Annotated in this window: 17 protein-coding genes; 6 read left to right on the top strand and 11 right to left on the bottom strand. The window is 68.6% G+C overall.

Annotation, left to right across the window (positions count from 1 at the left end; all coding sequences use genetic code 11):
* Positions 1-15: 15 nt before the first annotated feature.
* The 3 genes from IEV64_RS16635 to IEV64_RS16625 all read right to left on the bottom strand — a co-directional run bounded on the left by IEV64_RS16635 (position 16) and on the right by IEV64_RS16625 (position 4,353).
* Complete coding sequence (locus IEV64_RS16635; RefSeq protein ID WP_007276299.1) at positions 16-561, bottom strand: ribbon-helix-helix protein, CopG family; 546 nt, start codon at positions 559-561, stop codon at positions 16-18.
* 130 nt (positions 562-691) lie between these two features.
* Positions 692-2,905 (bottom strand): PAS domain S-box protein, encoded by a 2,214-nt coding sequence (locus IEV64_RS16630; RefSeq protein WP_188424557.1) that lies wholly within the window; start codon positions 2,903-2,905, stop codon positions 692-694.
* 167 nt (positions 2,906-3,072) lie between these two features.
* Entirely contained in the window at positions 3,073-4,353 is a 1,281-nt protein-coding gene (locus tag IEV64_RS16625; RefSeq protein WP_007276297.1) for an ABC transporter substrate-binding protein, read from the bottom strand.
* A 109-nt stretch (positions 4,354-4,462) separates the two neighbouring features.
* Here IEV64_RS16625 and IEV64_RS16620 point away from each other — a divergent pair, with 109 nt between their 5' ends.
* Entirely contained in the window at positions 4,463-5,062 is a 600-nt protein-coding gene (locus tag IEV64_RS16620; protein ID WP_188424555.1) for a TetR/AcrR family transcriptional regulator, read from the top strand.
* 63 nt (positions 5,063-5,125) lie between these two features.
* On the top strand, positions 5,126-6,109 hold the full coding sequence (locus IEV64_RS16615; RefSeq protein WP_007276295.1) for a DUF1028 domain-containing protein: 984 nt from the start codon (positions 5,126-5,128) through the stop codon (positions 6,107-6,109).
* Between the two features lie 121 nt (positions 6,110-6,230).
* On the opposite strand, the gene IEV64_RS16610 is transcribed toward IEV64_RS16615, so the two are convergent.
* The 4 genes from IEV64_RS16610 to IEV64_RS16595 all read right to left on the bottom strand — a co-directional run bounded on the left by IEV64_RS16610 (position 6,231) and on the right by IEV64_RS16595 (position 12,020).
* Positions 6,231-6,719: a TQO small subunit DoxD gene (locus IEV64_RS16610; protein WP_188424616.1), complete on the bottom strand. Its 489-nt coding sequence runs from the start codon at positions 6,717-6,719 to the stop codon at positions 6,231-6,233.
* Positions 6,720-6,864: 145 nt separating this feature from the next.
* Positions 6,865-7,452, bottom strand: a complete 588-nt coding sequence (locus tag IEV64_RS16605) for a nitrous oxide reductase accessory protein NosL (RefSeq protein ID WP_007276293.1) — start codon at positions 7,450-7,452, stop codon at positions 6,865-6,867.
* Between the two features lie 163 nt (positions 7,453-7,615).
* The gene (locus tag IEV64_RS16600; RefSeq protein ID WP_188424552.1) at positions 7,616-10,267 is read right to left on the bottom strand and encodes a PAS domain-containing protein; all 2,652 of its coding nucleotides are present in this window, start codon (positions 10,265-10,267) and stop codon (positions 7,616-7,618) included.
* A gap of 136 nt (positions 10,268-10,403) precedes the next feature.
* Positions 10,404-12,020, bottom strand: coding sequence for a long-chain-fatty-acid--CoA ligase (locus IEV64_RS16595; protein ID WP_188424550.1), 1,617 nt, complete (start codon positions 12,018-12,020; stop codon positions 10,404-10,406).
* 192 nt (positions 12,021-12,212) lie between these two features.
* On the opposite strand from IEV64_RS16595, the gene IEV64_RS16590 reads away from it, so the two are divergent.
* From IEV64_RS16590 to IEV64_RS16580, 3 genes are all read left to right on the top strand, one after another.
* Positions 12,213-13,805, top strand: coding sequence for a cobyric acid synthase (locus tag IEV64_RS16590; protein WP_188424547.1), 1,593 nt, complete (start codon positions 12,213-12,215; stop codon positions 13,803-13,805).
* A gap of 105 nt (positions 13,806-13,910) precedes the next feature.
* On the top strand, positions 13,911-14,567 hold the full coding sequence (locus IEV64_RS16585) for a lactate utilization protein (protein WP_007276289.1): 657 nt from the start codon (positions 13,911-13,913) through the stop codon (positions 14,565-14,567).
* A 255-nt stretch (positions 14,568-14,822) separates the two neighbouring features.
* Entirely contained in the window at positions 14,823-14,966 is a 144-nt protein-coding gene (locus tag IEV64_RS16580) for an HVO_A0556 family zinc finger protein (protein WP_188424546.1), read from the top strand.
* A gap of 25 nt (positions 14,967-14,991) precedes the next feature.
* Here IEV64_RS16580 and IEV64_RS16575 read toward each other — a convergent pair whose 3' ends face one another.
* Entirely contained in the window at positions 14,992-16,248 is a 1,257-nt protein-coding gene (locus IEV64_RS16575; protein WP_188424543.1) for an ABC transporter substrate-binding protein, read from the bottom strand.
* Between the two features lie 95 nt (positions 16,249-16,343).
* Between IEV64_RS16575 and IEV64_RS16570 the strand changes: the two genes are divergently transcribed.
* Entirely contained in the window at positions 16,344-17,579 is a 1,236-nt protein-coding gene (locus IEV64_RS16570; protein WP_188424542.1) for an ABC transporter substrate-binding protein, read from the top strand.
* A gap of 51 nt (positions 17,580-17,630) precedes the next feature.
* On the opposite strand, the gene hutH is transcribed toward IEV64_RS16570, so the two are convergent.
* From hutH to hutU, 3 genes are read right to left on the bottom strand one after another with little or no spacing between them, the layout of a single operon-like run.
* On the bottom strand, positions 17,631-19,217 hold the full coding sequence (gene hutH / locus IEV64_RS16565; RefSeq protein WP_188424539.1) for a histidine ammonia-lyase: 1,587 nt from the start codon (positions 19,215-19,217) through the stop codon (positions 17,631-17,633).
* Positions 19,210-20,451: an imidazolonepropionase gene (hutI, locus tag IEV64_RS16560; RefSeq protein WP_188424537.1), complete on the bottom strand. Its 1,242-nt coding sequence runs from the start codon at positions 20,449-20,451 to the stop codon at positions 19,210-19,212. The genes hutH and hutI overlap by 8 nt, the downstream gene beginning before the upstream one ends.
* Positions 20,448-22,202 carry a urocanate hydratase gene (hutU, locus tag IEV64_RS16555; RefSeq protein ID WP_188424535.1) on the bottom strand — a complete coding sequence of 585 codons (1,755 nt, stop codon included), beginning with the start codon at positions 22,200-22,202 and terminating at the stop codon, positions 20,448-20,450. Before hutU ends, hutI begins: the two co-directional genes overlap by 4 nt.
* Positions 22,203-22,277 lie beyond the last annotated feature (75 nt).

Raw genomic sequence — 22,277 nt, 5'->3', positions numbered from 1 at the left:
CGCCGGGCGTGGCCCTCACCGGACCTCGGTGAGAAGCACCTTCGAGACGCCCTCTTCGACCTCGATGTCGAACGGCGACTGCTCGGTGCTGAGCGCGATGAACCGCGACATGAACCACTTGACAGACTCGGTGGGGAAGACGACGTGGAAGGTGTCGCCCTCGGAGGCGCGGACCGTGAGAAAGCCGCAGAACGACAGCCAGTCGAGGAGTTCGCCCAGCGACTCGAACCGGTCGCGGTACTCGTGGGCGTGGAACGCCGCGACCCGGTCGACGGCGTCGAGGAACGCGGGGTCCGGGTCGCCGTCGTCGTCCTCCACGTAGTCGAGAAACGTGTGCAGGAAGTCCACGTCGAGGAGGACGTGCTCGCCGCTCGACAGCATCTGGTGGTAGGCTTCGAGGTTCGGCCCGGCGTCGGTCGTCGCCGCCTCGAAGTTGGCCGCGTAGAAGACGAGCGCCTCGCGGACGAGCTCGCTTTGGGCCTTGTCGGTCCGGCCGGCGAGCCCGTCGAGCGCCGACTGGGCGTCCTCGTCGAGCGACACCGTGATGCGATTCGTGACCATGAGACCCTAACTCTCGGTGGAGTTCTTAAGCGATGTGCAGACGACCGCCGCGAGCCGAACGAGAGTGACGAATCGAGCGGGACCGTCAAAAAGTGTGAAAATTTTAGAAATTGTACGGGTGACGCGGGCGTTAGTCGTCGCTCCGCTGTCGCCGGGCGGGCGGTCCCGCGGCCGTCGCCGACTCGGTGAAGACGAACCGCGCGCCGCCGGCCGAACCGCGCTCCGCGGTCGGCGTCCAGTCGTGGGCGGCCGCGATTCGCTTGACGATGGCGAGGCCGAGGCCGCCGCCGCGACGCTCGCTCACGCCGGCTTCGAAGCACTCCGCGGGCGAGCGGTCGGCCGGGAAGCCGTCGCCGTCGTCCTCGACGAAAAAGCCGTTTCGCGTCCGGCCGACGGTCACCGTCACCTCGGGTCCGCCGTGGGCGACTGCGTTCTCGAACAGGTTCTCGAGGAGCTGTCGGAGCCGACTCTCGTCGGCCGCTATCGTCCGCGACGCGCCGCCGGCCGTCCGGTCGAACCGGAGTTCGGCGTCGTCGGTCGGGACGGTCTCCCACGCCCGCTCGGCCGCGCGCCGGAAGTCCAACGGCTCCGTCTCGACGACCGTCTCGCCCTGCGTGGCGAGCGTCGTCAGGTCCGAGAGCAACTCCTCGACGCGGTCGAGGCTCCGACCGAGCTTTCGGAGGTCCTCGGCGTCCGCGTCGCCGGGCGACTCGGCGACGATGTCGAAGTAGCCGCGAGCGGTCGTCAGCGGCGTCCGGAGGTCGTGCGAGACGACCCGCGTGAACTCGCTGAGGCGCTCGTTCTGCCGTTCGAGCAGGCGCTGGCGGGCGTTGCGCTCTGTCACCTCGCGCTGGAAGCCGATGTAGTTCGCGACGCGCCCGTCGTCGCCGTGGACCGGCGTTATCTCGCAGTGGTTCCAAAACGGCGTCCCGTCGCGGCGGTAGTTGAGGAGTTCGATACTGCACGGCTCCTCGTCGGCGATGGCCTCGCGGAACCGCTCGCACTCTTCCTCGTCGGTGTCCGGCCCCTGCAGGACGCGGTGGTTCTCGCCGAGAATCTCGTCGGCGTCGTAGCCGGTGAGCTCCTCGAAGGCGGCGTTCGCGTAGACGATGGGGCAGTCGTCCTCGCTCGGACCGGTGATGGTGATGCCGACCGAGGCCTCGTCGATGGCGCGGCGCATCAGCGACAGTTCGGCCTCCTGGGCCAGTCGCTCGGAGATGTCCCGGAGGATTCCCGTCGTGCCGACGACCTCACAGCCGTCGTCGTGGAGGAGCGTGAGGTGACACTCCATGGGCACGCGGTCGCGGCCGTCGCCGTCCGCCGCGAGGAGTTGCGTCTCGAAGGTGAGCCGGTCGGTCTCCGCGCCGTCGCCGAGCGACGCCCGCAACGACTCGTAGGTCTCGTAGTCCGCGTCGGGCAGGTACGACGAGAGATGCGACCCGAGGACGCGGTCGCGGTCGTGGCCGACGAGCTCGACGAAGGCGTCGTTGACGTACTCGAAGCGGTCGTCGGCGTCGAGGGAGTAGACCGGGTCGCCCGCGGCGCGGATGATGTGCTCGTCGCGGGCGAGTTCGTCCCGTCGGGCCCGCTCGCCGGAGATGTTCCGGAGGATACCGACCGAGCCGCGGAACGCCTCGCCCTCGTAGGGGAGATAGCCCATGTGGTCGCGGCACGGCACCGCCTCGCCGTCGGCGGTCCGGAGTTCGATTTCGAACTGGGTCGTGTCGGGACCGCTCGACGAGAGAACCCCCCCGAGTTCGCTGGCCGCCTTCTGCACGTCCGCGTCGTCTTTCACGAGCTCCGGGCCGCTCCCGAGAATCTCGTCGACCGCGTAGCCCGAGAGGTCCGCGAAGGCGTCGTTGACGTAGGTGAAGCGGCCGCGCTCGTCGACGACGTACACCGGGTAGCCGAGCGCTTCGAGAACGGTCTCGTAGCGCTCCGCCCGGCGGGTCGCCCGGTGCTCGGAGACGCTGTTTTCGATGCGGTTGACGAGGAGTTCGTACTGCTCGGAGGAGGGCTGTTTCTGGAGGTAGTCGGTGACGCCCGCGGAGATGGCGTCGCTCGCGACTTCCTCGCTCCCCTTGCCCGTAAAGAGGATGAAGGGAAGCGAGCCGTGTTCCTCGCGGACCGTTTCGAGGAGTTCGACGCCGGTCATCGCCGGCATGTCGTAGTCGCTGACGACGCAGTCGATATCGGAATCACGAACGATATCGAGCGCGGCCGTCGGGTCCGAGCAGGTCGTCACCTCGAACGAAGAGAGTTTTCGAAGGTACGTCTCGCCGAGGTCCAAGAGCGCCGCATCGTCGTCGACGTAGACGATATGGGGGGATTCCGAGGTCGTCATCGATAGTTACCAAATAATAACATTCGCGGCGATACATAAGTTCGACCTCTATAGTTAGGGACCGGGAATCGACGCCGCTAGTTTCGAATCTAATAACGGGAACGGCGGCGCGGCGGGGGCGACCGAGTTGGGCGACCGAGTTGGACCGGCCCTCGCTCGGCCGCCCGTCAGAACTCGCCGGCGACGATGTCGGCGACGCGCTCGCGGTCGAACAGCCGTTCGTCGTCGGGAATCTCGGGGTACGACTCGCCGTCGCCGTAGCCGGGCCACGCGCCGAACCGCTCGGGGAAGAGCTGTTTGGCGGTCATCTCCAGTTGGAACAGGTTCATAATCGGCCCCTGCATCCCGTTTCCGGACGGGTGGTACCGGCCGTCGCGGAACGCGGGCACCTCGTCAGCGAGGGGGTCCGAGAGCACCTCCTCGCGGTTCGAGCGGAACGAGTCGCCGAGCGCGGTCCCCCAGTACCGGAGGACGACGTCGGGCGCGGTCTCGACCATCGCCTCGTAGTCGTACGAACCGTCCGACCCGGTCTGGGCGTCGGTCGCCGCGAAGGCGTTCCGCATCCCGAACGGGCGGAGGTGCGCCCAGAGGTAGCCGTCCCCCGTGAAGTCGTACGGCCAGAACGTCCCGCCGGTGTAGGCGACGACCGCGAGCGACGGCCGCTCGGACGCCGGCGGGAGGTCGGCCCGTATCCGGGCGACGAGGTCGTCCCGGAGCGACTTGAACGCCCGGTAGCGCTCTCCTTCCCGGAACACCGCCGCGATGTGACCGAGGTACTCCCAGAGCGTGTAGTGCTCGTAGCGGTCGCGGCAAGGCTCCGGCGGGTCGGCGTTCGTCCGGCTGTAGTAGTTGCCGAACCACGGCCCCACGTCGGCCGCGATTGACGCAACCTCGTCTTCGGTCCAGTCGAACGAGGGACTCCGGAGGAGACACGGGTCGAGGAAGTGAACGTCGCTGTCCAGTTCGTAGAACAGTTCTCTGTCGAGGGCGTTCGGGTTCGACGCCGGCGTGACGCGGCCGAGGTCCTCCCACTCGAACTCCACGCCGTCGAGCGCGTCGTAGTAGTAGTCGACCGTGTTGCCGAACAGCTCCTTGTCGTAGCCGATGCCGGTGATGGCGTCGCCGTGACCGAAGGCGACCGCCGCGTCGGCCGAGACCGGATAGTAGGTCAGGGCGCTCGTCGGCACGGCGTCGAACTCGACTTCGCCGACCGGAGCCATCGACACCGAGTACGAGCTATCGTCCGCCTCGGCTTCGGTCGTAGACTCCGGTACGTCGGTCGGCGTCGTCCCCGTCGCGTCTCCCGACTCGTCCGCAGTCGCTGTCGCCGTCGAATCCGTCGACTCGCTCGCGCACCCGGCGACCAGTCCGCCCGCGACGACCGCGCTCCCGTACGTGAGGTACTGCCGCCGCGTCAGTTCGGAACGGTGACTGTCGTCTTCTGCCATATTTTTAGGCTGGCCTAAAGTTATAAAGTTGCTTCGGACGCCGGGGTCGTCGGGAGTCGCCCGCGACGAGCCGAAAGCGACACGTCCGTCGAACGAGAACCGGCGGAACATGGCACGGGAGGGACCGGCTGAGGAGTTGGAGCCGGCGAAGCGGCGCATCATGGAGGCGACCTACAGGGCGCTCCGGAAACACGGCTACGGCAACCTGACGACGCAGGACATCGCCGACGAGTTCGAGAACAGCAAGGCGCTCCTGTACTACCATTACGAGGGGAAAGACGAGTTACTGATCGACTTCCTCGACTACGTCCTCGCGGAGTTCCTCGACGGCCTCCCGCGGGGGGACCGCACGCCCAGAGAGGAACTCGAAACGCTGGTCGACGCTCTCCTCCCCGAGACGCTCTCCGAGGAGGCCTACCGGCTCCAACTGTCCATGTTCGAACTTCGGATGAACGCCCGGCACGACGAGGCCTACCGGGAGGAGTACCGACACATCGACGACGAACTCACGGCGCACCTTCGGGACATCCTCGAACGCGGAATCGAGGCCGGCGAGTTCGAGGCAATCGACCCCGACGCCGAGGCCGAGTTGTTCCTCTCGATTCTGACCGGGGCGCGCGCCCGCCGGGTGACGGTGTTCGAGCCCGACGAGCCAATCGGGTCGCTCCGGGCGGCCATCGACGCCCACATCGACCGCATCTCGGCGTGACGGGCGGGCGCTCTCTCCCGAACACCTGAATCCTTATTCGCCCGGCGTCCGTCGGTTCCGCCCATGACACCGCGACCGTCGACCTTCTCCATCGTCGCCCGCGAGCCCGAACAGGACGCCGTCGGCGTGGCCGTCCAATCGAAGTTCGTGAGCGTCGGCTCCGTCGTCCCGTTCGTCAGCGCGGACGCCGGCGCAATCGCCACCCAGAGCTTCGCGAACGTCGCCTACGGCCCCGACGGATTGGACCTCCTGCGCGAGGGGCGCTCGGCCGAGGAAGTCGTTTCCGAACTGACCGACGCCGACGACGAGGCCCCGAGCAGACAGGTCGGCGTCGTGGGGGCCGACGGGAGCGTCGCGGCCTTCACCGGAGACGACTGTTTCGACGTGGCCGGCGACATCCAAGGAGAGCACTACACCGTTCAGGGGAACATCCTCGAAAACGAGGCGACGCTGGACGCGATGGCCGAGGCGTTCGAGACGACCGACGGCGGCCTCCCCGAGCGCCTCCTTGCGGCGCTCCACGCCGGCAACGACGCCGGCGGCGACAAGCGCGGCGAGCAGTCCGCGGCGATGTACATCGCCAAGCCCGAGGGCGGCTACGACGGCGGCAACGACCGCTGGATCGACGTGCGCGTCGACGACCACGACCACCCGATAGACGAACTCGAACGCGTGTTCAAGCTGTACGACATCACGCTCTTGGAGCGCGAAGCGCCCGAAGATACTCGGTCGCTGTCGGGCGAGACGGCCGAGGCGGTCCTCGAAACGCTGTCGGACCTCGGCTTCTACGACGGAACGCCGAGCGGCGAGTTCGACGACGAGGCCGCGGCGGCGCTCGAATCGTTCCGGGGCATGAACAACTTCGAGAACCACTCGCTTTCGGTCCTCGAAGACGCCATCGCCCGCGGCTGGGACGACGTCGACGGTGCGGAAGCGGCGAAACAGGGCAGTTCTGCGGATGGGGACGACGAGACGAGCGAGCTCGACGGAGAAGCGCGGCTCATCGAGGCGATTTGGCGGGGGCTCAGCAGGCTCGATAGGAAGTAGCCGGGAAAATCAGTCTCGTCGTTCGTAGTGTTCGTTCGTTCGCCGAAGCGCGCCGGGTGCGGTGGCGTTGGTGGGTCACCGCGGCGCACCGACACGGCCGCGAGGGGGAAGGATATCCCACTCAGCCGAGGAGGTACTTGAGCGCGGGGCGCTGGCGGACGAACTCCATCTTCTCGATGATGGCGTCGAGGCCGAGGATGCGGCCCGCCGCGAGCGTCCCGACGATGGCGAACATCATCAGCCCGAACAGGTCGCCGTTGACCACGCCGTGGGCCCAGTCGGCGTTCCCCAGGTAGAAGAACACCATCAGGACGCCGCCGAAGAAGGCGGCGAGCCGGACGAGTGCACCCACGAGGAGTCCGAGACCGATGAGGGCCTCACCCCACGGAATCATGAAGTTCGTGAAGTCGAGGAGCCACGGGGTCGCGGCGGCCCACGCGAAGAAGCCCTGTAGGGGCGAGGCGGCGGGGGCGTTCGCGAGGTAGCCCGCGGCGCTGAACGCCTCGCCGACGATTTTCGTCACGCCGGCGTGGAAGAACCAGTAGCCGGTGATGAGGCGAGTCAGCACGAGCACGTAGCCCGTGACGCCCTGCGAGTAGTCGAAGTCCATTCTGTTCCCCAGCATCTCGATTTGTGAGTTAGCGGCCATTGTCTTTCACCTAACAGATGAACGGACGACCGCCGAGAGCATATAAAGGGAGCGTGATTTCCGAATCTAAGGAATCGAGAACGACCGAAAAAGAGAGTCTGAGCCCTCAGCGCCGGGCGATGAGGTCGCGAGATATCTCGTCGCGCTCGTAGACAGTTCCGTCGTGCGCGTCGGCGAAGGCCTCGGCGTCGCCGTCGTCGGAAAACGGGACGAAATCGCGGCCCATCGACCCGTTGACGTCGGTGCCGACGACGTAGACGAGGTCGTCCATCGGCGCGAACGCGTCGGCGTCGAGGTGCGCGGAGATGAACGTCTTCCCGCCGTCGTCGAACAGGTCGTACTCGACAGTGCTGTAGTCCGTGAGGTAGCCGCCGGCCAGCCGCCACCCGTCGTCCTCGCGGTCGAGCGCGTAGGAGAACGTCTCCCAGGCGCTACAGAACCGCGCCGGGTTGTCGTGGCCCTCGGGGCTGTGGTCGGCGTAGAACAGTTGCCCGGCGGGGCCGGGGTGCTGGTCGATGACCATCCCGCAGGCGTCGCACTGCTCGCCGCCGGTCAGTGCGAGTGCCTCGGGAGCGTCGCCGCCGCCGTCGGTTCCGACGCCGCCCAGACATCCCGCCGTGGCGGCGACGCCCGCGGCACCGACCGCGGACAACACGGTTCGACGAGCGACGGTCCGGTCGCAGTCGTGGCACATACGCCAAGCTAGTCGGGGGGCGCTCAAATGGTGATTGGTGCGGAACGCGAACCGAGCGCCGCACCGTGCGGCCGAGTCGTCAGCTGTCTGTCGAATCGAGGGCGGGCGTGGCTCGGCACGGCCGGTATCGAGGCCGCGCCCTCGGCGACAGGGATCGCGTGCGTCATTCGTCGGTCCCCGCCGACCCGGTCGCCGCCAACCCCTCCGACTGCGTCACGAACTCGAACCGCGCGCCCCCCTCGGCCGACCCGGCGAGCGAGACGGACCAGCCGTGGGCGTCGGCGATGTCGTCGACGATTGCGAGACCGAATCCGGTGCCCCGCGCCGTCGTGGTGTAGCCGTGGTCGAACACCCGCTCTCGGATGTTCTCGGGGATGCCGACGCCGTTGTCCGCGACGTAGAATCCGGTGCGGTCGTCGAGCGTACCGACGCGAACAGTGAGCGGTTCGTCGGGCGGTGTGTCGCGCTCCGCGGGGTCGTCGGGGGTGTCCCGGCGGCTCGTCGAGCCGTGTTCCACAGCATTCCGAAACAGGTTCTCGAAGAGCCTGAGCAGGCGGCCGTCGTCGCCGTCGACGGTGAACAGTTCCTCGCGGACGAGCGTCGCGTCGCCGGTGTCGACGAACCGCCACGCGTGGTCGACGACGCGGGCGAGGTCGACGGGCGTGGCGTCGACGACGGGCGTCCGCTGGCGGGCGAGGTCGAGGACCTCCTCGACCAGTTCGGACATCCGGTCGACCGCGTTGGCGGCGCGTTCGAGGTGCGCCCGCTCGCCCGACTCCATCCCGAGGTCGAGATAGCCGGTGGCTATCGCGAGCGGGTTACGGAGATCGTGGGCGACGATGGAGACGAAGTCGTCGAGCCGCTCGTTGGCCGCCGCGAGGTCGGCCTCGCGGTTGCGAAGCTCCTGTTCGCGGACGGTCCCCGAGAGCGCGGAGGTGACCGTCGACCCGAGGAGTTCGAGCAGGTCCTCGTCGACGTCGAGGAACGCGTCGGGGGTCGAGGCGACGAGGAGACCGTGGCTCCCGAGCGGGACGCGCAGGACCGACGCCGCGTCGGAGTCGGGGGACAGAAGCCGGTCGTCGACCGCCGCCGCGTCGACTCGGGTGACGGCCTCGGACTCGAAGCCGCTCGGAGACGCCTCGATTCGTGCCCCCGAGTCGAACTTGCCCGCGTTCGAAGCGGCCGGCGACAGGCCACCGCGGTCGTCGGCGAGCCAGACGGCGGCGTCGGCGTCGGGCACGAGTTCGGGGACGACCTCGACCGCGAGCGCCGCGACCTCCTCGACGCTCTCGGTCAGGATGAAGTCCTGCGTGACCGCTTGCAGGGACCGGAGGCCGGCTTCGAGCCGCGCGCGGTTCGTGACGTCGATGGCGACGCCGAGGAGTTCCGACACCTCGCCGTCGTCGAAGACGGGGCGGTACCACGCGTCGTACACTGCGCCGCGGTACTCGATTCTGGCGTCGACCACCTCGCCCGACAGGCCGCGGGCGATGGCGTCGGTGGCCGCGGGCGTGTCGTCGTACAGGTCGAAGGCGGAGCGACCGACGGCCTCGCCGGGTTCGCGGTCGAGCGACTCCAGCCCGGCCCCTTCGGACATGGTGAACACGCCCTCGGCGTCGAACGCCGAGAGGATGACCGGCAGGTTCTGCAACACCGTTTCGAGGCGTTGATTGGTCGATTCGAGGGCGTGGAGGTAGCGCTTTCGCGTCGTCACGTCGCGGAAGTAGACCGACAGCCCCGACGGCGAGGGGTACGCGCGGACCTCGAACCAGCCGTCGTACGGTTCGGAGTACGTCTCGAACGTCACCGACTCCTGGGTCCGCATCGCCTCGTGGTACTTCTCGTACAGTTCGGCGCCGTCGGGCGACGGGACCAGGTCCCAGATGCGCTCGCCGAGGTCGGGCTCTCTGACCTCGCTGAAGACGTCTCGCGCGCGGTCGTTGAGGTAGACGAAGCGCCAGTCGGCGTCGAGCGCGAAGAAGGCGTCCGTCATGCGTTCGAGCAGTTCGCCGCGCTGGGTGGTGGCCGTCTCGCGGTCGGTCACGTCCCGCGGGATGCCGACGACGCCGGTCACCCGCTCGCCGTCGCCGACGGGCGAAAGCGAGAGTTCGAACAGCCGCGAGACGCCGTCGGCGTCGACGAACCGAACGTCGAGGCGCTCGGTGACGCCCTTCGAGAGGACCCGCGAGACGGCGTCGCGGTAGCGCTCGTACTCGTCGGCGGGGAACAGCCCGGCGTCGACGAGCGACTCGAACCGCTCGCCTCGGAGCGTCTCGGATGCGCACCCCGTTATCGCCTCGATTCGGGGGTTCACGTACTCCACACGTCGGTTCTCGTCGAGGACGAACGCACCGTCTTCCATCGCCTCGACGATGACGCGGTAGCTTCTGGTTTCGGGGGAGCGGTCGTCGGCGTCCCGCTCGAAGAGCGTCCGGACCGACTCGACGAGGGCCGCGTGGGAGTCGTCGGCCTCGTCGCGGACCAGGTAGTCGTCGACGCCGAGCGAGACGGCGCGGGCGGCGAGCGCCTCGTCGCCGGCGGCGGCGTAGACGACCACCGGAGGCCCGGCGCGAGCGTCGGCGGCGGTGACGAGCGCGTCGAGGTCGAGCCCGTCGGGGAGGTCCGCGGCGGCGACGAGACAGGAGACGGCGCGGTCGGCGAGCGCCGAGCGCGCGGCCGCGGCGCTCTCGGCGCGCTCGACCGGGCGCTCGAAGGCGTCCCGAAGCGCCGAGACGGCCGAATCGGAGACAGCGCCGTCGGCCGCGACGCAGAGAATCGCGCCGACGGAGGTGCTCCCAGAACTCGGGGGAAACATGTTAGATACGAGATATTCAGAGAGTCAATAATCTTGCGGGCGAGCGGGCGGACCGCCAGAGGAAACGGCGATAGGGAGAGGCGGCGAGGAGAGGAGACGGTCATCGGTCGCCGGGTCGCCGAATCGCTGGCGACGACTACCCCTGTCCGACCATCCGCTCTTCGTCGTCCCACTCGCGCTTGCGGAGTTCGTACTTCTGAATCTTGCCCGTCGCGGTCTTGGGAATCTCCTCGACGAACTCGAACTCGCGGATGGCCTTGTATCCCGCGAGGCGGTCGCGGGTGTACTCGGTCAGGTCCTCGGCGGTGACGCCGGGGTTCTCCACGTCGCCGTTGGCGGGGACGACGAACGCCTTCGGCGTCTCGCCCCACTTCTCGGACGGCGCGGGGATGACCGCCACGTCGCCGACGGCGTCGTGGTCGAACAGCGCGTCCTCCAGTTCGACCGAGGAGATGTTCTCGCCGCCGGAGATGATGATGTCCTTCTTGCGGTCCTGAATCGCTATCATGCCGTCCTCGTTGACGACCGCGAGGTCGCCGGTGTGGTACCAGCCTTCGAGGCGGTCGTTGAACGCATCGTGGGTCTCGTCGGGCTTGTTCCAGTACTTCTCCATCACCTGATTGCCGCGGACGACCACCTCGCCGATGGTGGCGTCGTCGCGCGGGACCTGCTCGCCGTCGTCGTCGACGACGCGCAGGTCGGTCCCGAGCGGGGCGACGCCCTGCCGCTGTTTGAGCGAGAAGCGCAGGCCGCCCTCGTCGGGGATGAGCCGGTTCGCGTCCGAGGTGGCGATGAGCGGGCCGGTCTCGGTCGCGCCGTACAGCTGGGTGAACTCCCAGCCGAACTCCGATTCGGTGTGGCGAATCGTCGCGCTCGGGGCGGCGCTCCCTGCGGCGGTCACGCGAACCGGGTTGTCGCCGGCGTACGCCGGGTCGTGTTCCTCGGCGTACTCCCAGAGGATGGACAGCACGGTCGGCGCACAGCAGAAGAAGGACACGTCTTCCCCGGTGATGGCGTCGAACACCCGCTCGGCGTCGACCCCGCGGGTGCAGACGTGCTTCGCGCCGCGGCCGGTGACGGCGTAGATGTGGCCCCAGCCGTTGACGTGGAACATCGGGAGCGTCCACAGATAGACGTCGTCGTCGGCGATGTGGTGGTGAATCGTCACCAGTTGGGCGTGGAGCGACTCGGTTCGGTGGGTGCGGCAGACGCCCTTCGGGTCGCCGGTCGTCCCCGACGTGTAGTTGATGGTGATGAGTTCGTCCTCGGACATCTCGGGGCGCTCGTAGTCGTCGGCGTCGGCCTCGTCGAGGAACGTCTCGAAGTCGAGCCAATCGCCGTCGACGGCCGCGGGGTCGTTCGTCACGAACACCTCGGCGGGCACGTCGTCGCGGACGGCCTCGATTTTCCCCGCGTACTGGTAGTCGGCGTAGACCACGCTCGCGCCGGAGTCCGAAAGCAGGTACTCGTAGTCCTCGGTGGTGAGCCGGTAGTTCAGCGGGACGTGGAGCGCGCCGCACTGCATCGCGCCGAAGGCCGCTTCGAGGTGGTAGTGCGTGTTGGGGTCGAGCACCGCGACCCGGTCGCCCTTCTCGACGCCGCGCGATTGCAACGCCGCCGAAAACCTGTCCACCCGCTCGCCGAACTCCGCGTAGGTGAAACGCTCGCCGTCGACGCCGACGACAGCCTCGTAATCGCCGTAGTACGTCCGGGCCCGGTCGAGGAAGTCCGTCACGAGTAACTGTTTTTTCATTCATGATAGACCGAGCGGGCGAGCGAACTAAACGCACCACTTCCGGCAACATTTCACACGTCCGACGTAACCGCCTCAGTATGACGGGGAAGGTCGCGGAAGGGTTCGAACGCGCCGCCGGACGCGACGGGGGCGCATCCGCCCGACGCCGAAACGAACACCTTTGAACCGAGCGGCCCTGACTCCCGGCAGATGACGACGCCGACCCTCCTCGTCGCGGGGACCGCGAGCCACGTGGGCAAGAGCACCGTCGCGGCCGGGCTCTGTCGCCTGTTCGCCGACCGCGGCCTCTCGGTCGCGCCGTTCAAGGCCCAGAACATGAGCAACAACGCCCGCGCGGTGGCGACCGCCGACGGCGACGATTTCGGCGAAATCGGCGTCTCGCAGTACGTACAGGCTCGCGCCGCGCGGGTCGCGCCGACGACCGACCACAACCCGGTCCTGCTCAAGCCCCACGGCGACGGCACCTCGCAACTGGTCGTCCACGGCCGGGCGGTCGGGCTCAACGCCGCCGGCGACTACTACGCGACCCACTGGGAGGACGCCCGCAAGGCGGCGGTCGAATCACACCGTCGGCTGGCGAGCGAGGCGGACGTGGTCGTCGCCGAGGGGGCCGGCTCCATCGCCGAGATAAACCTCCACGACCGCGACTTGGCGAACGTCGAGACCGCCCGCTTCGCCGACGCCGACGTCCTCATCGCGGCCGACATCGAGCGCGGCGGCGTCTTCGCCAGCCTGCTGGGAACGCTCGAACTCCTGCCCGAAGACGTGCGCGAGCGGGTCGTCGGCGCGGTCATCACGAAGTTCCGCGGCGACCCGAGCCTCCTCGAACCGGGGCTCGACGAAATCGAAGAGCGGACCGGCGTGCCCGTCCTCGGCGTCCTCCCGTACGACGACCCCGGCCTCCCGGAGGAAGACAGCCTCGCGCTCCCGGCGGAAGGCGAGCGCGCCACCGTCGGCGACGACGACGGCGTCGCGGCCGAGAACGCGGTCACCATCGGCGTGCCGCGACTCCCGCGCATCTCGAACGCGACGGACTTCGGCCCGCTTTCCGAGACGCCGGGCGTCCGGGTCGCGTACCTCCCGCTCGACGCGACGCTCGACGGAATCGACGGGGTAGTCCTCCCCGGAAGCAAGAACACGGTCGACGACCTGCTCGCGCTCCGCGACGCCGGCTTCGGCGACGAACTCGCCGCCTTCGACGGTCCGGTCGTCGGCATCTGCGGCGGCTACCAACTGCTCGGCGAGACCATCGAGAACGCCGACATCGAGGGTTCGGGAGACGACGAGACGGTCGACGGACTCGGTCTCCTGCCGATAGTCACGCGGTTCTCCCGCGACAAGCGAGTCGAACCCGTCGCCGTCGAGTTCGACGGCGCGGGACCGCTAGCCGGCGCGACGGGGACCGTCGACGGCTACGAGATACACATGGGCGACAGCCGCATCGTCGGCGACGCGACGACGGTTTCGGGCGACGGCGCGGCGCTCGGGAGCGTCGCAGGGACGTACATCCACGACCTGTTCGCCAACGACGCGCCGCGGAACGCGTTCGTGAACGCCGTGTACGAGTCGGCCGGGCGCGACCGACCGGCGGCGGGAGCGACAGGAGCCGAAACAAGCGGGACGGCGGGAGCGGCAGAAACCGACGCGGACGCCGGCGCGGCGGGCGACCCCTACGACCGCGCCGCCGCACTCGTCGCCGACAACCTCGACGTGGCGGCGCTCTGCGACGCGCTCGGGGTGGCGTATCGGGGGGTCGAGGCGACCCGACGGACCGGCCGGTGACACGCGCGTAACCACCTGACACCGCCGTCAGCGAGCGTTTAACACCCGATAGGCGCTACAGTTGGTCGTCGGAGCACCCACCGAACTCCACCACCACACTCACACATGTCTCAACAGAAATCCGACTACGTAGACGACGCCGACATCGACGCCGAACTCGACCAGCTTCCAGACGACGAGGCCGTCGAAGCGACCGTCGAGAACCTCGAAGCGAGCGGGTTCGACGTCGTCGTCGTCGACACGGCCGACGAGGCGCTCGAAACCCTGCAGTCGCACATCCCCGCGGGCGTCTCCGTGATGAACGGCCACTCGACGACCCTCGAAGAAATCGGGTTCGACGACTACCTGAGCGAGGGCGACCACGAGTGGGAGAGCCTGCCGGACCAGATTTGGAGCATCGACGACGACGCGGAGCGACAGGCCGCCCGCCGCGACTCCCAGACCGCCGACTACTTCCTCGGCGGCATCAACGCCATCGCCCAGACCGGCGACCTCGTCGCCGCGGACCTCTCCGGGAGCCGCATCGGCGCGTACCCCTTCGCCGCCAGCAACGTCGTCATCGTCAGCGGTATCAACAAAATCGTCCCGACGCTCGACGACGCGCTGGACCGGCTCGAAGCAGTCGCGTACCCGCTCGAAAACGAGCGCGCGAAGGAGGCCTACGGCGTCGAATCCATGATTGCGAAACAGCTCATCTTCCGGCAGGAAGTCGAGGAGGGCCGCACCACCGTCGTCCTCATCCGCGAGCAACTGGGCTACTAAGTCCGACTCGTCGTTCCCCTCGACGCGTCCCCACGCTCGGCCGGGGAAGCTTCCTGCGCCCGGACAATCCATCACCACCGCTTCCCCGGGGACCCACCACCATTCCCCAATCCCCCGTTTTGCGTGTCTCGTGCCGCGAGTCACGACTGTCGCCGACGAGTCGACGCCGCGAACCCGGTCGCCCGCCGGAGTGTCACGGCGGGCGATATATCGAACCGTAGAAATGTTCTTACCACTGGAGCCAAATCGTCAGATATGCCCGAATCTGCGTACCTGCTCGATTCGTTCGACGAAGAGGACTGCACCTACTGCGACGGCGACCTCGTGGCGGGGAGCTACAAAGACAACGACGCCATCGTCTGTGACGACTGCGGGACGCCCGCGGTCCAACTCTGGTAAGGGGGCCGCCGAAGCGCCGGTCGCCTCAGTCGCCGGTGACGATGTCGGCGACGCGGTCGCGGTCGAACAGCTGTTCGTCCTCGGGAATCTCGGGATACGCACCACCGGTGTACGCCGGCCACGCGCCGAACCGGTCGGGGTAGAGCTGTTTCGCCGTCATCTCCAGCTGGAACAGGTTCATAATCGGCCCCTGCACCGGCGTCCCCGAGGGATAGACGCGGTCGTTCCGGACCGCGCTGAGTTCGCTCCCGACGGGGTGGTCTTCGAGGCGCTGGCGAATCGACGCCACGTCGTAGTACGAGTCGATACCGTAGCTGTGGAGCAGTACGTCGGGGTCGATTTCGAGCATCGTCTCGAAGTCGTAGGACGTCTCGAACGTCACGTCGCCGGCCGCGAAGGCGTCGGTGACCCCGAGCGGGCGGATGTGCGAGGTCGCGAAGCCGGGTGCGTCGATTTTCGTCGGGTAGAACGTCTCGTCCATGTAGACGACGGCGCCGACGGTCGGCCGCTCCGGCTCGGGCGGGAGCTCCGCCTGAACGATGCTGAGGAGGTCGGCGTGGACCGCTTCGAGCGCCGCGAATCGGTCTTCCTCCCGGAACACCTGCCCGACGTTCTCGACGATTTCCCAGAGCGTGTAGTACTCGTAGTCGTCGGCGTACGGCTCGGGCGGCCGGGCGTGCGTGCGGCTGTAGGCGTTGCCGAACCACGGCCCGACCTGCTCGCGAATCTCCTCGACGTCCGACTGGTCCCAGCCGTCGAAGCTGGCCACGAGCGCCGGGTCGACGAGGTGCAGGTCGGAGTCCAGTTCGTAGACGAGTTCCTTGTCGATGTTGACGCTCCCCGACCCCGAGTTGAGTTGCGCGAGGTCGCTCCGGTCGAACGAGACGCCGTCGAGGCGCTCGTAGTAGGCGTCGAGCGTCCGGCCGCCGGCGTCGCTGTCGAAGCCGAGGGAGTTCACCGCGTCGCCGTGGCCGAAGGCGACCGCCGCGTCGGCGTAGACGAGGTTGTACACCATCACGTCCTCGGGGACCGATTCGAACGCCACGTCGCCGGCCGGCGACATCGACACCGTGTATCCGGCGGCGTCGCCGTCGGCCGCAGTCTCCGCGTCGGAGGCCGCTTCGGTCGTGGTCGTCGCGGTGGCGTCCGCCGCCTCCGTCGAGGAATCCGCGTCGCTCCGTCCGGCACAGCCGGCCAGCAGGCCGCCCGCGAACAGCGCGCCGCCGCGCTTGAGATACGCGCGCCGCGTGGGGGTCACCCGGTCGATGAGGTCTTCGCCCATAGTTTTAGGCACCCCTAAACAAATAAATGCGTTTCGAAAGTTTCGGGGAGCCTAAATCGGTACGCATATATGGATTAGGCCGGCCTAAACATACGATGGCAGACAGCGACGAACCGACGCGCAGGAAGTTCTTGACCTACGGTGGCTCGGTCGCGGTCGGCGGACTGCTCGCCGGCTGTACGGGTTCGTCCGAGTCGGACGCGACGGCGACGGACGCGGCCGCGGCGGACGCCACCGCGACCGCCGAATCGACGGCGACGAGCGAGTCGACCGCGGAGTCGACGACCGACGGCAGTTCGTACACGGTGTCGATGGCACCGATGGGCGAGGTGACGTTCGAGGGCGTTCCCGAACGCATCTTCACGCGGCTGACCCACCACGCGGGGATGGCGTTCGCGCTCGGCCACGGCGACGCCGTCAACGCGATGCACGCTCCCGACTACTACGACGCGCTGTGGAATCAGTTCACGCCGCGACTCCCCGGGGTCGAACTCGACTGGAGCGGCCTGTACTCGTCGTGGGAGCCGTCGAAAGAGCGGCTCTACGAACTCGACAGCGACGTGCACCTCGCCGACCCCGCCAGCGTCTCCGCGCTCGGCAGTTGGAGTCAGGCCGACCTCGACGAAATCGAGGAGAACGTCGGCCCGTGGTTCGGCAACACGTTCAGCGCGCGACACCAGGAGCCGCCGACCGAATGGGCCGACGCCTACGAGTACTACGGCCTCTGGGAGATATTCGCCAAGGTCGCACAGGTGCTCCGAGAGGAGGCGAAGTACGAGGCGCTCGCGGCGGTCCGCGAGGAGTTGCTCACGACGCTCGCGGCAGACCTCCCCGCGGAAGAGGACCGGCCGACCGCGGTGCTCCTCGGCCCGAGCGACCTTGAGTCAATCTACGCCTACAACCTGAGCACGCCGGGCTTCCTGACCGCCCACACCCGCCCGCTGAAGCCGGTGAGCGCGTTCGGCGACGACGTGGAGTCCGGCTCGACCGTCGACTTCGAGACGCTCCTCGAAGCCGACCCCGACGTGATTCTCACGCTCGGCGGGATGCACCCGAACACGAGCATGCCCGACATCCGCGCGGGCCTCCGCGACGACCCCGTCGGAGCCGAGATTTCGGCCGTGAAAAACGAGCGCGTCTACGCGCAGGGGGGCCGCTATCAGGGTCCGATACTCAATCTGTTCCAGTTGGAGATGACCGCGAAACAGCTCTACCCGGACCAGTTCGGCGCGTGGCCCCAGTACAGCGAAGGACCGTCCCCCGAGGTTCCCGAAGAAGAACAGCTGTTCGACCGACAGCGCGTCGCCGACATCATCAACGGCGACCTCTGAGTCGGAGGCGGCCGACAGTGGCCGCGGTCGCCGCAGTACCGACGCGACCGCTCAGTCGGAGAGCCCGGCGTCCGCGATAGCCGCGCGAATCGCGCCGAACCGGACGAGGTCGGCCGCGGTCTCCAGTTCGCCGTCGAGGCGGCGGTCCTCGTCCAGCGGCGGAACCACGGACCGAACCGCGTCGCGGACGGCACCCGTTCCGGTGCCGAGTTCGAGGCCGTCGCCGAGGAACTCCGCGGCCTGCGAGCCACAGAGGAGTTCGACGCCGACGATGGTCGCGACGTTCTCGGCGACCGTGCGGGCGTTGAGGGCGCTCTGGCCGCTCATACTCACGTGGTCTTCCTGCCCGCCGCTGACGGGCGTCGAGTCGATGGAGGGGCGACCGAGCGACCGGCACTCGTTGAGGAGCGCCGCGGCGGTGTACTGCGCAATCATGTACCCCGACCGGAGGCCGCTGTGTTCGGTCAGGAACGGCGGGAGATACGCCTCCTGTACGTCCGGGTTGAGCATCCGGTCGGTCCGGCGCTCGGAGATGGCCGCGAGTTCGGTCAGCGCGCCGGCGGCGTAGTCGAGGCGGAGCGCCAGCGGTTCGCCGTGGAAGTTGCCCGCGGAGACGACGGCGGCCGCGTCGGTGCCGGGCGCGCGCTCGTCAACCGCGCCCGCCGGGAAGACGAGCGGGTTGTCGGTGACGCTGTTGAGTTCGACCTCGACCGCCTCGCGGAGGTGCGAGACGGCGTCTCTGACCGCGCCGTGGACCTGCGGGAGACAGCGAATCGAGTAGGCGTCCTGCACGCGCTCGCAGTCCTTGTGCGATTCGAGGACGGTCGAGTCGGCGGTGAGGCGGCGAATCTCGGCCGCGCTCTCCCGCTGGCCGGGGTGGGGACGAATCTCGTGGATGGCGGGGTCGCAGTTCGCCGTGGTGCCCATCGTGACCTCGGTCGTGAGCGCGCCGGCGGCGTCGGCGGCCTCGACGGTTCGCTCGGCGTCGACGACGAACAGCGCGGCGAGGCCGACGGTGAGTTGCGTCCCGTTGATGAGCGCGAGGCCCTCCTTGGAGGCGAGCGTCACCGGCTCCAAGCCGGCGGCGCGCAGGGCCTCGTCGCCCGGCAGTCGCTCGCCGTCGACGCGGGCCTCGCCCTCGCCGATGAGGACGAGCGCCATGTGCGCGAGAGGCGCGAGGTCGCCGCTCGCGCCGAGGCTCCCGCGGGAGCGGACGATCGGCTGAACCCCCTCGTCGAGCATCGAGACGAGCAGGTCGACCACCGAGGGTCGAATGCCCGAAAAGCCCTTAGCGAGCGTGTTGGCCCGGCTGACCATCATCGACCGGACCTCCTCGCGGGTGAGTTCGCGGCCCGCGCCGGCGGCGTGACTGCGGACGAGGTTGGTCTGGAGGCGCTCGATGTCCTCGCGGTCGATGTGCGTCTCCACGAGGTGACCGAAGCCGGTGTTGACGCCGTACACCGGCTCGCCGGAGTCGAGGACGGACTCGACGCGCTCGCGCGACTCGCGCATCCGCTCGCGCGACTCGGCGGCGAGTTCGACCGGGGCGTCGTGGCGGGCGACGGAGGCCACGTCTTCCGGCGTCAGCGACGTGCCGTCAAGCGTGACCGACTCGGGAAGCGACGCGGGGTCACTCACAGGCGACCACCCCCGATTTCAGCACGGTCGAAACGGGATTCGTGTCGAACCGGTACGAGAGGTGCGACGCGGTCGGCACGTCGAGCACGACGGCGTCGGCCGGGCTTCCGGCGCGGAGCGTGCCCGTGCCGTCGTCGAGGTCGAGCGCGCCCGCGGCGGCGCTCGTGACGCCCCGAATCGCCTCGTGGGGCGTCATTCGCATGCCGACGCTGGCGAGGGTGGCGACGAAGCTCATGCTTCGAGCGAAGCAGTTCGGGTTGAAATCAGTGGCGAGCGCGACCTCGTGGCCCGCGTCGAGGAAGGCGCGGGCGTCGGCGTAGTCGGCTCCGAGACCGAACGCCGTGCCGGGGAGCATGACCGGCGTGACGCCGGCTTCGACGAGTACGTCTCGGCCCTCGTCGTCGGTGTGGAGCAGGTGGTCCGCGCTGGCCGCGCCGACCGCGGCCGCCACGTCGGTGCCGCCGATGGCGGCGAACTCGTCGGCGTGAATCTTCGGCGTGAGACCGTGGTCGCGGCCCGCCTCCAGAATCCGGCGGGACTGCTCGGCGGTGAACACGCCGCGCTCGCAGAACACGTCGCAGAACTCGGCGACGCCCTGCTCGGCGACCGCGGGGAGTTGGTCGGAGACGACCGACTCGGTGTACGCCTCGGCGTCCATCCCGCGCGGGACGGCGTGCGCGCCCATGAACGTCGGAATCACGTCTACCGGGTGGTCCGACCCGGCCGCGTCGATGGCCGAGAGCATCCGCAGTTCGGTCTCGGTGTCGAGGCCGTAGCCGGTCTTCACCTCGACCGTCGTCGTCCCGTGGGCGAGCATCGCATCGAGATGTCCGGTGAGGTTCGCCGCCAACTCCTCGTCGGAAGCTTCGCGGACCGCGTCGACGGTGCGGAGGATGCCGCCGCCGTCGGCGAGAATCTCCTCGTAGGTCGCGCCCCGTAACTTCGCCGCGAACTCGTCGGAGCGGTCGCCCGCGAACAGCGCGTGGGTGTGCGGGTCGACGAAGCCCGGCAGGACCGTCTTGCCGGTCGCGTCGATGACCGTTTCGGCGTCTGCAACCGGGTATTCGTCGAGGACTTCGTCCGTCGGCCCGGCGGCGACGACCTCGCCGTCGAGCGCGGCGAACGCGGCGTCTTCGAGGACGACGACGGCGGTTCCCTCGTCGGGGCCGACGACCAGTTCGGCCGCGCCGTGGACGAGGGTCAGGCCCGACGGTTCCTGTGACGCGTGACTCATTCGCCATCACCGACCGCGTCGTGGTCCCGCATCGGGATTCGGACGTTCGACCGGGTCGCCTCGTCCAGCGCGTCCTCGTAGCCGGCGTCGGCGTGGCGGATGACGCCCATGCCGGGGTCGGTGGTGAAGACGGCGCGGGCCTTCTCCGCCGCGAGGTCCGAGCCGTCGAGGACGACGTGGTTGTTCGCGTGCAGGGAGTTGCCGATGCCGACGCCGCCGCCGTCGTGGACGCTCACGATGTCCGCGCCCGCGGCGGTGTTGAGGAGCGCGTTCAGGATGGGCCAGTCGGCGACCGCGTCGGTGCCGTCGCGCATCGCCTCGGTCTCGCGGTACGGGCTGGCGACCGACCCGGCGTCGAGGTGGTCGCGGGTGACGACGACCGGCGCGGAGACCTCGCCCGAGGCGACGAAGTCGTTGATTTTCAGGGCGAAGCGGGCGCGCTCGGTGAGCCCCTCGTCGTCGGTGGCGTAGCCGAGCCAGCAGACGCGCGAAGGGAGCCCCTGGAACGACACCTGCTCCTGTGCGAGGTCTATCCAGCGCATGAGCGACTCGTTTTCGGGGAACAGCGCTCGAATCGCCTCGTCGGTGCGGTGGATGTCGGCGGGGTCGCCGGAGAGCGCGGCCCACCGGAACGGCCCGCGCCCGCGGCAGAACATCGGGCGGATGTACGCCGGAACGAAGCCCGGGAAGTCGAAGGCGTGTTCCATCCCGCGGTGGTTCTGGACCTGCCCGCGGATGTTGTTGCCGTACTCGAAGGCGATTGCCCCCGCGTCCTGTAAGTCGAGGATGGCCTGCACGTGGCGCTCCATCGTTTCGAGGCTGGCGTCGACGTAGGCCTCGGGGTCGTCTTCGCGGAGCCGGTCGGCTTCCTCGACGGTGTAGCCGCTCGGGTAGTAGCCTTCGAGTTCGTCGTGGGCGCTGGTCTGGTCGGTGACGACGTCCGGAATCTCGTCGCGCGCGAGCAGTTCTTCGAGCATGTCCGCGGCGTTCATCTGGACGCCGACGCTGTAGGGCTCACCCGCGTCGATGGCCGCCTTGGCGTTTTCGAGCGCCTCGTCCAGCGAGTCGGCGGACTCCATCAGGTAGTCCGTCTCGACCCGGCGCTCGATGCGGTCGGCCTGCACCTCGGCGGCGATGCAAACCCCGTGGTTCATCGTCACCGCGAGGGGCTGTGCGCCGCTCATCCCGCCGAGGCCGCCGGTGACGACGAGTTTGCCCCGCAGGTCGGCGTCGTAGTGCCGGCGGGCGAGTTCGGCCAGCGTCTCGTAGGTGCCCTGAATGATGCCCTGCGTGCCGATGTACGCCCACGACCCGGCGGTCATCTGGCCGTACATGATTTTTCCCTCGGCCTCCAGTTCGTGGAAGTGCTCCCAGTCGTCCCAGTGACCGACGAGGTTCGAGTTGGCGATGAGGACCCGCGGAGCGCGCTCGTGGGTCGGAAAGCGCCCGACCGGCTTGCCCGACTGGACGAGGAGCGTCTCGTCGTCGGCGAGGTCGCGGAGTTCGGCGAGGATGGCGTCGTAGGCGTCCCACGAGCGGGCGGCGCGACCGGTCCCGCCGTAGACGACGAGGTCCTCGGGGCGCTCTCCCACCTCGGGGTCGAGGTTGTTGTTGAGCATCCGGAGCGCCGCCTCCTGTCGCCACCCCTTACACTCGATGTCCGTCCCGGTGGGCGCGCCCTGGTACGCGAGCCACTCGTCGCTCGGGTCGCCGAGTCGGTCCCGCTGTGCCGACGATTGCTGGTCGTTCATACCGATACCTTCGGGCGGAAGCCGAGTAGCGATTTCCCCACCTCACGGTGGGACATTTATATACGGATGACGGAA

This window comes from Haloferax sulfurifontis, assembly GCF_014635105.1.
GTDB classification, from domain to species: Archaea; Halobacteriota; Halobacteria; order Halobacteriales; family Haloferacaceae; genus Haloferax; species Haloferax denitrificans.
The sequence above is the reverse complement of the archived record's forward strand: the minus strand, read 5'-3'. Positions and strand labels throughout refer to the sequence as shown.

What these genes read in the sequence shown, in the direction of transcription:
- IEV64_RS16635 (WP_007276299.1), bottom strand. Translation starts at nt 561, where the DNA reads ATGGTCACGAATCGCATCACGGTGTCGCTCGACGAGGACGCCCAGTCG.
- IEV64_RS16630 (WP_188424557.1), bottom strand. Translation starts at nt 2,905, where the DNA reads ATGACGACCTCGGAATCCCCCCATATCGTCTACGTCGACGACGATGCG.
- IEV64_RS16625 (WP_007276297.1), bottom strand. Translation starts at nt 4,353, where the DNA reads ATGGCAGAAGACGACAGTCACCGTTCCGAACTGACGCGGCGGCAGTAC.
- IEV64_RS16620 (WP_188424555.1), top strand. Translation starts at nt 4,463, where the DNA reads ATGGCACGGGAGGGACCGGCTGAGGAGTTGGAGCCGGCGAAGCGGCGC.
- IEV64_RS16615 (WP_007276295.1), top strand. Translation starts at nt 5,126, where the DNA reads ATGACACCGCGACCGTCGACCTTCTCCATCGTCGCCCGCGAGCCCGAA.
- IEV64_RS16610 (WP_188424616.1), bottom strand. Translation starts at nt 6,719, where the DNA reads ATGGACTTCGACTACTCGCAGGGCGTCACGGGCTACGTGCTCGTGCTG.
- IEV64_RS16605 (WP_007276293.1), bottom strand. Translation starts at nt 7,452, where the DNA reads ATGTGCCACGACTGCGACCGGACCGTCGCTCGTCGAACCGTGTTGTCC.
- IEV64_RS16600 (WP_188424552.1), bottom strand. Translation starts at nt 10,267, where the DNA reads ATGTTTCCCCCGAGTTCTGGGAGCACCTCCGTCGGCGCGATTCTCTGC.
- IEV64_RS16595 (WP_188424550.1), bottom strand. Translation starts at nt 12,020, where the DNA reads ATGAAAAAACAGTTACTCGTGACGGACTTCCTCGACCGGGCCCGGACG.
- IEV64_RS16590 (WP_188424547.1), top strand. Translation starts at nt 12,213, where the DNA reads ATGACGACGCCGACCCTCCTCGTCGCGGGGACCGCGAGCCACGTGGGC.
- IEV64_RS16585 (WP_007276289.1), top strand. Translation starts at nt 13,911, where the DNA reads ATGTCTCAACAGAAATCCGACTACGTAGACGACGCCGACATCGACGCC.
- IEV64_RS16580 (WP_188424546.1), top strand. Translation starts at nt 14,823, where the DNA reads ATGCCCGAATCTGCGTACCTGCTCGATTCGTTCGACGAAGAGGACTGC.
- IEV64_RS16575 (WP_188424543.1), bottom strand. Translation starts at nt 16,248, where the DNA reads ATGGGCGAAGACCTCATCGACCGGGTGACCCCCACGCGGCGCGCGTAT.
- IEV64_RS16570 (WP_188424542.1), top strand. Translation starts at nt 16,344, where the DNA reads ATGGCAGACAGCGACGAACCGACGCGCAGGAAGTTCTTGACCTACGGT.
- hutI (WP_188424537.1), bottom strand. Translation starts at nt 20,451, where the DNA reads ATGAGTCACGCGTCACAGGAACCGTCGGGCCTGACCCTCGTCCACGGC.
- hutU (WP_188424535.1), bottom strand. Translation starts at nt 22,202, where the DNA reads ATGAACGACCAGCAATCGTCGGCACAGCGGGACCGACTCGGCGACCCG.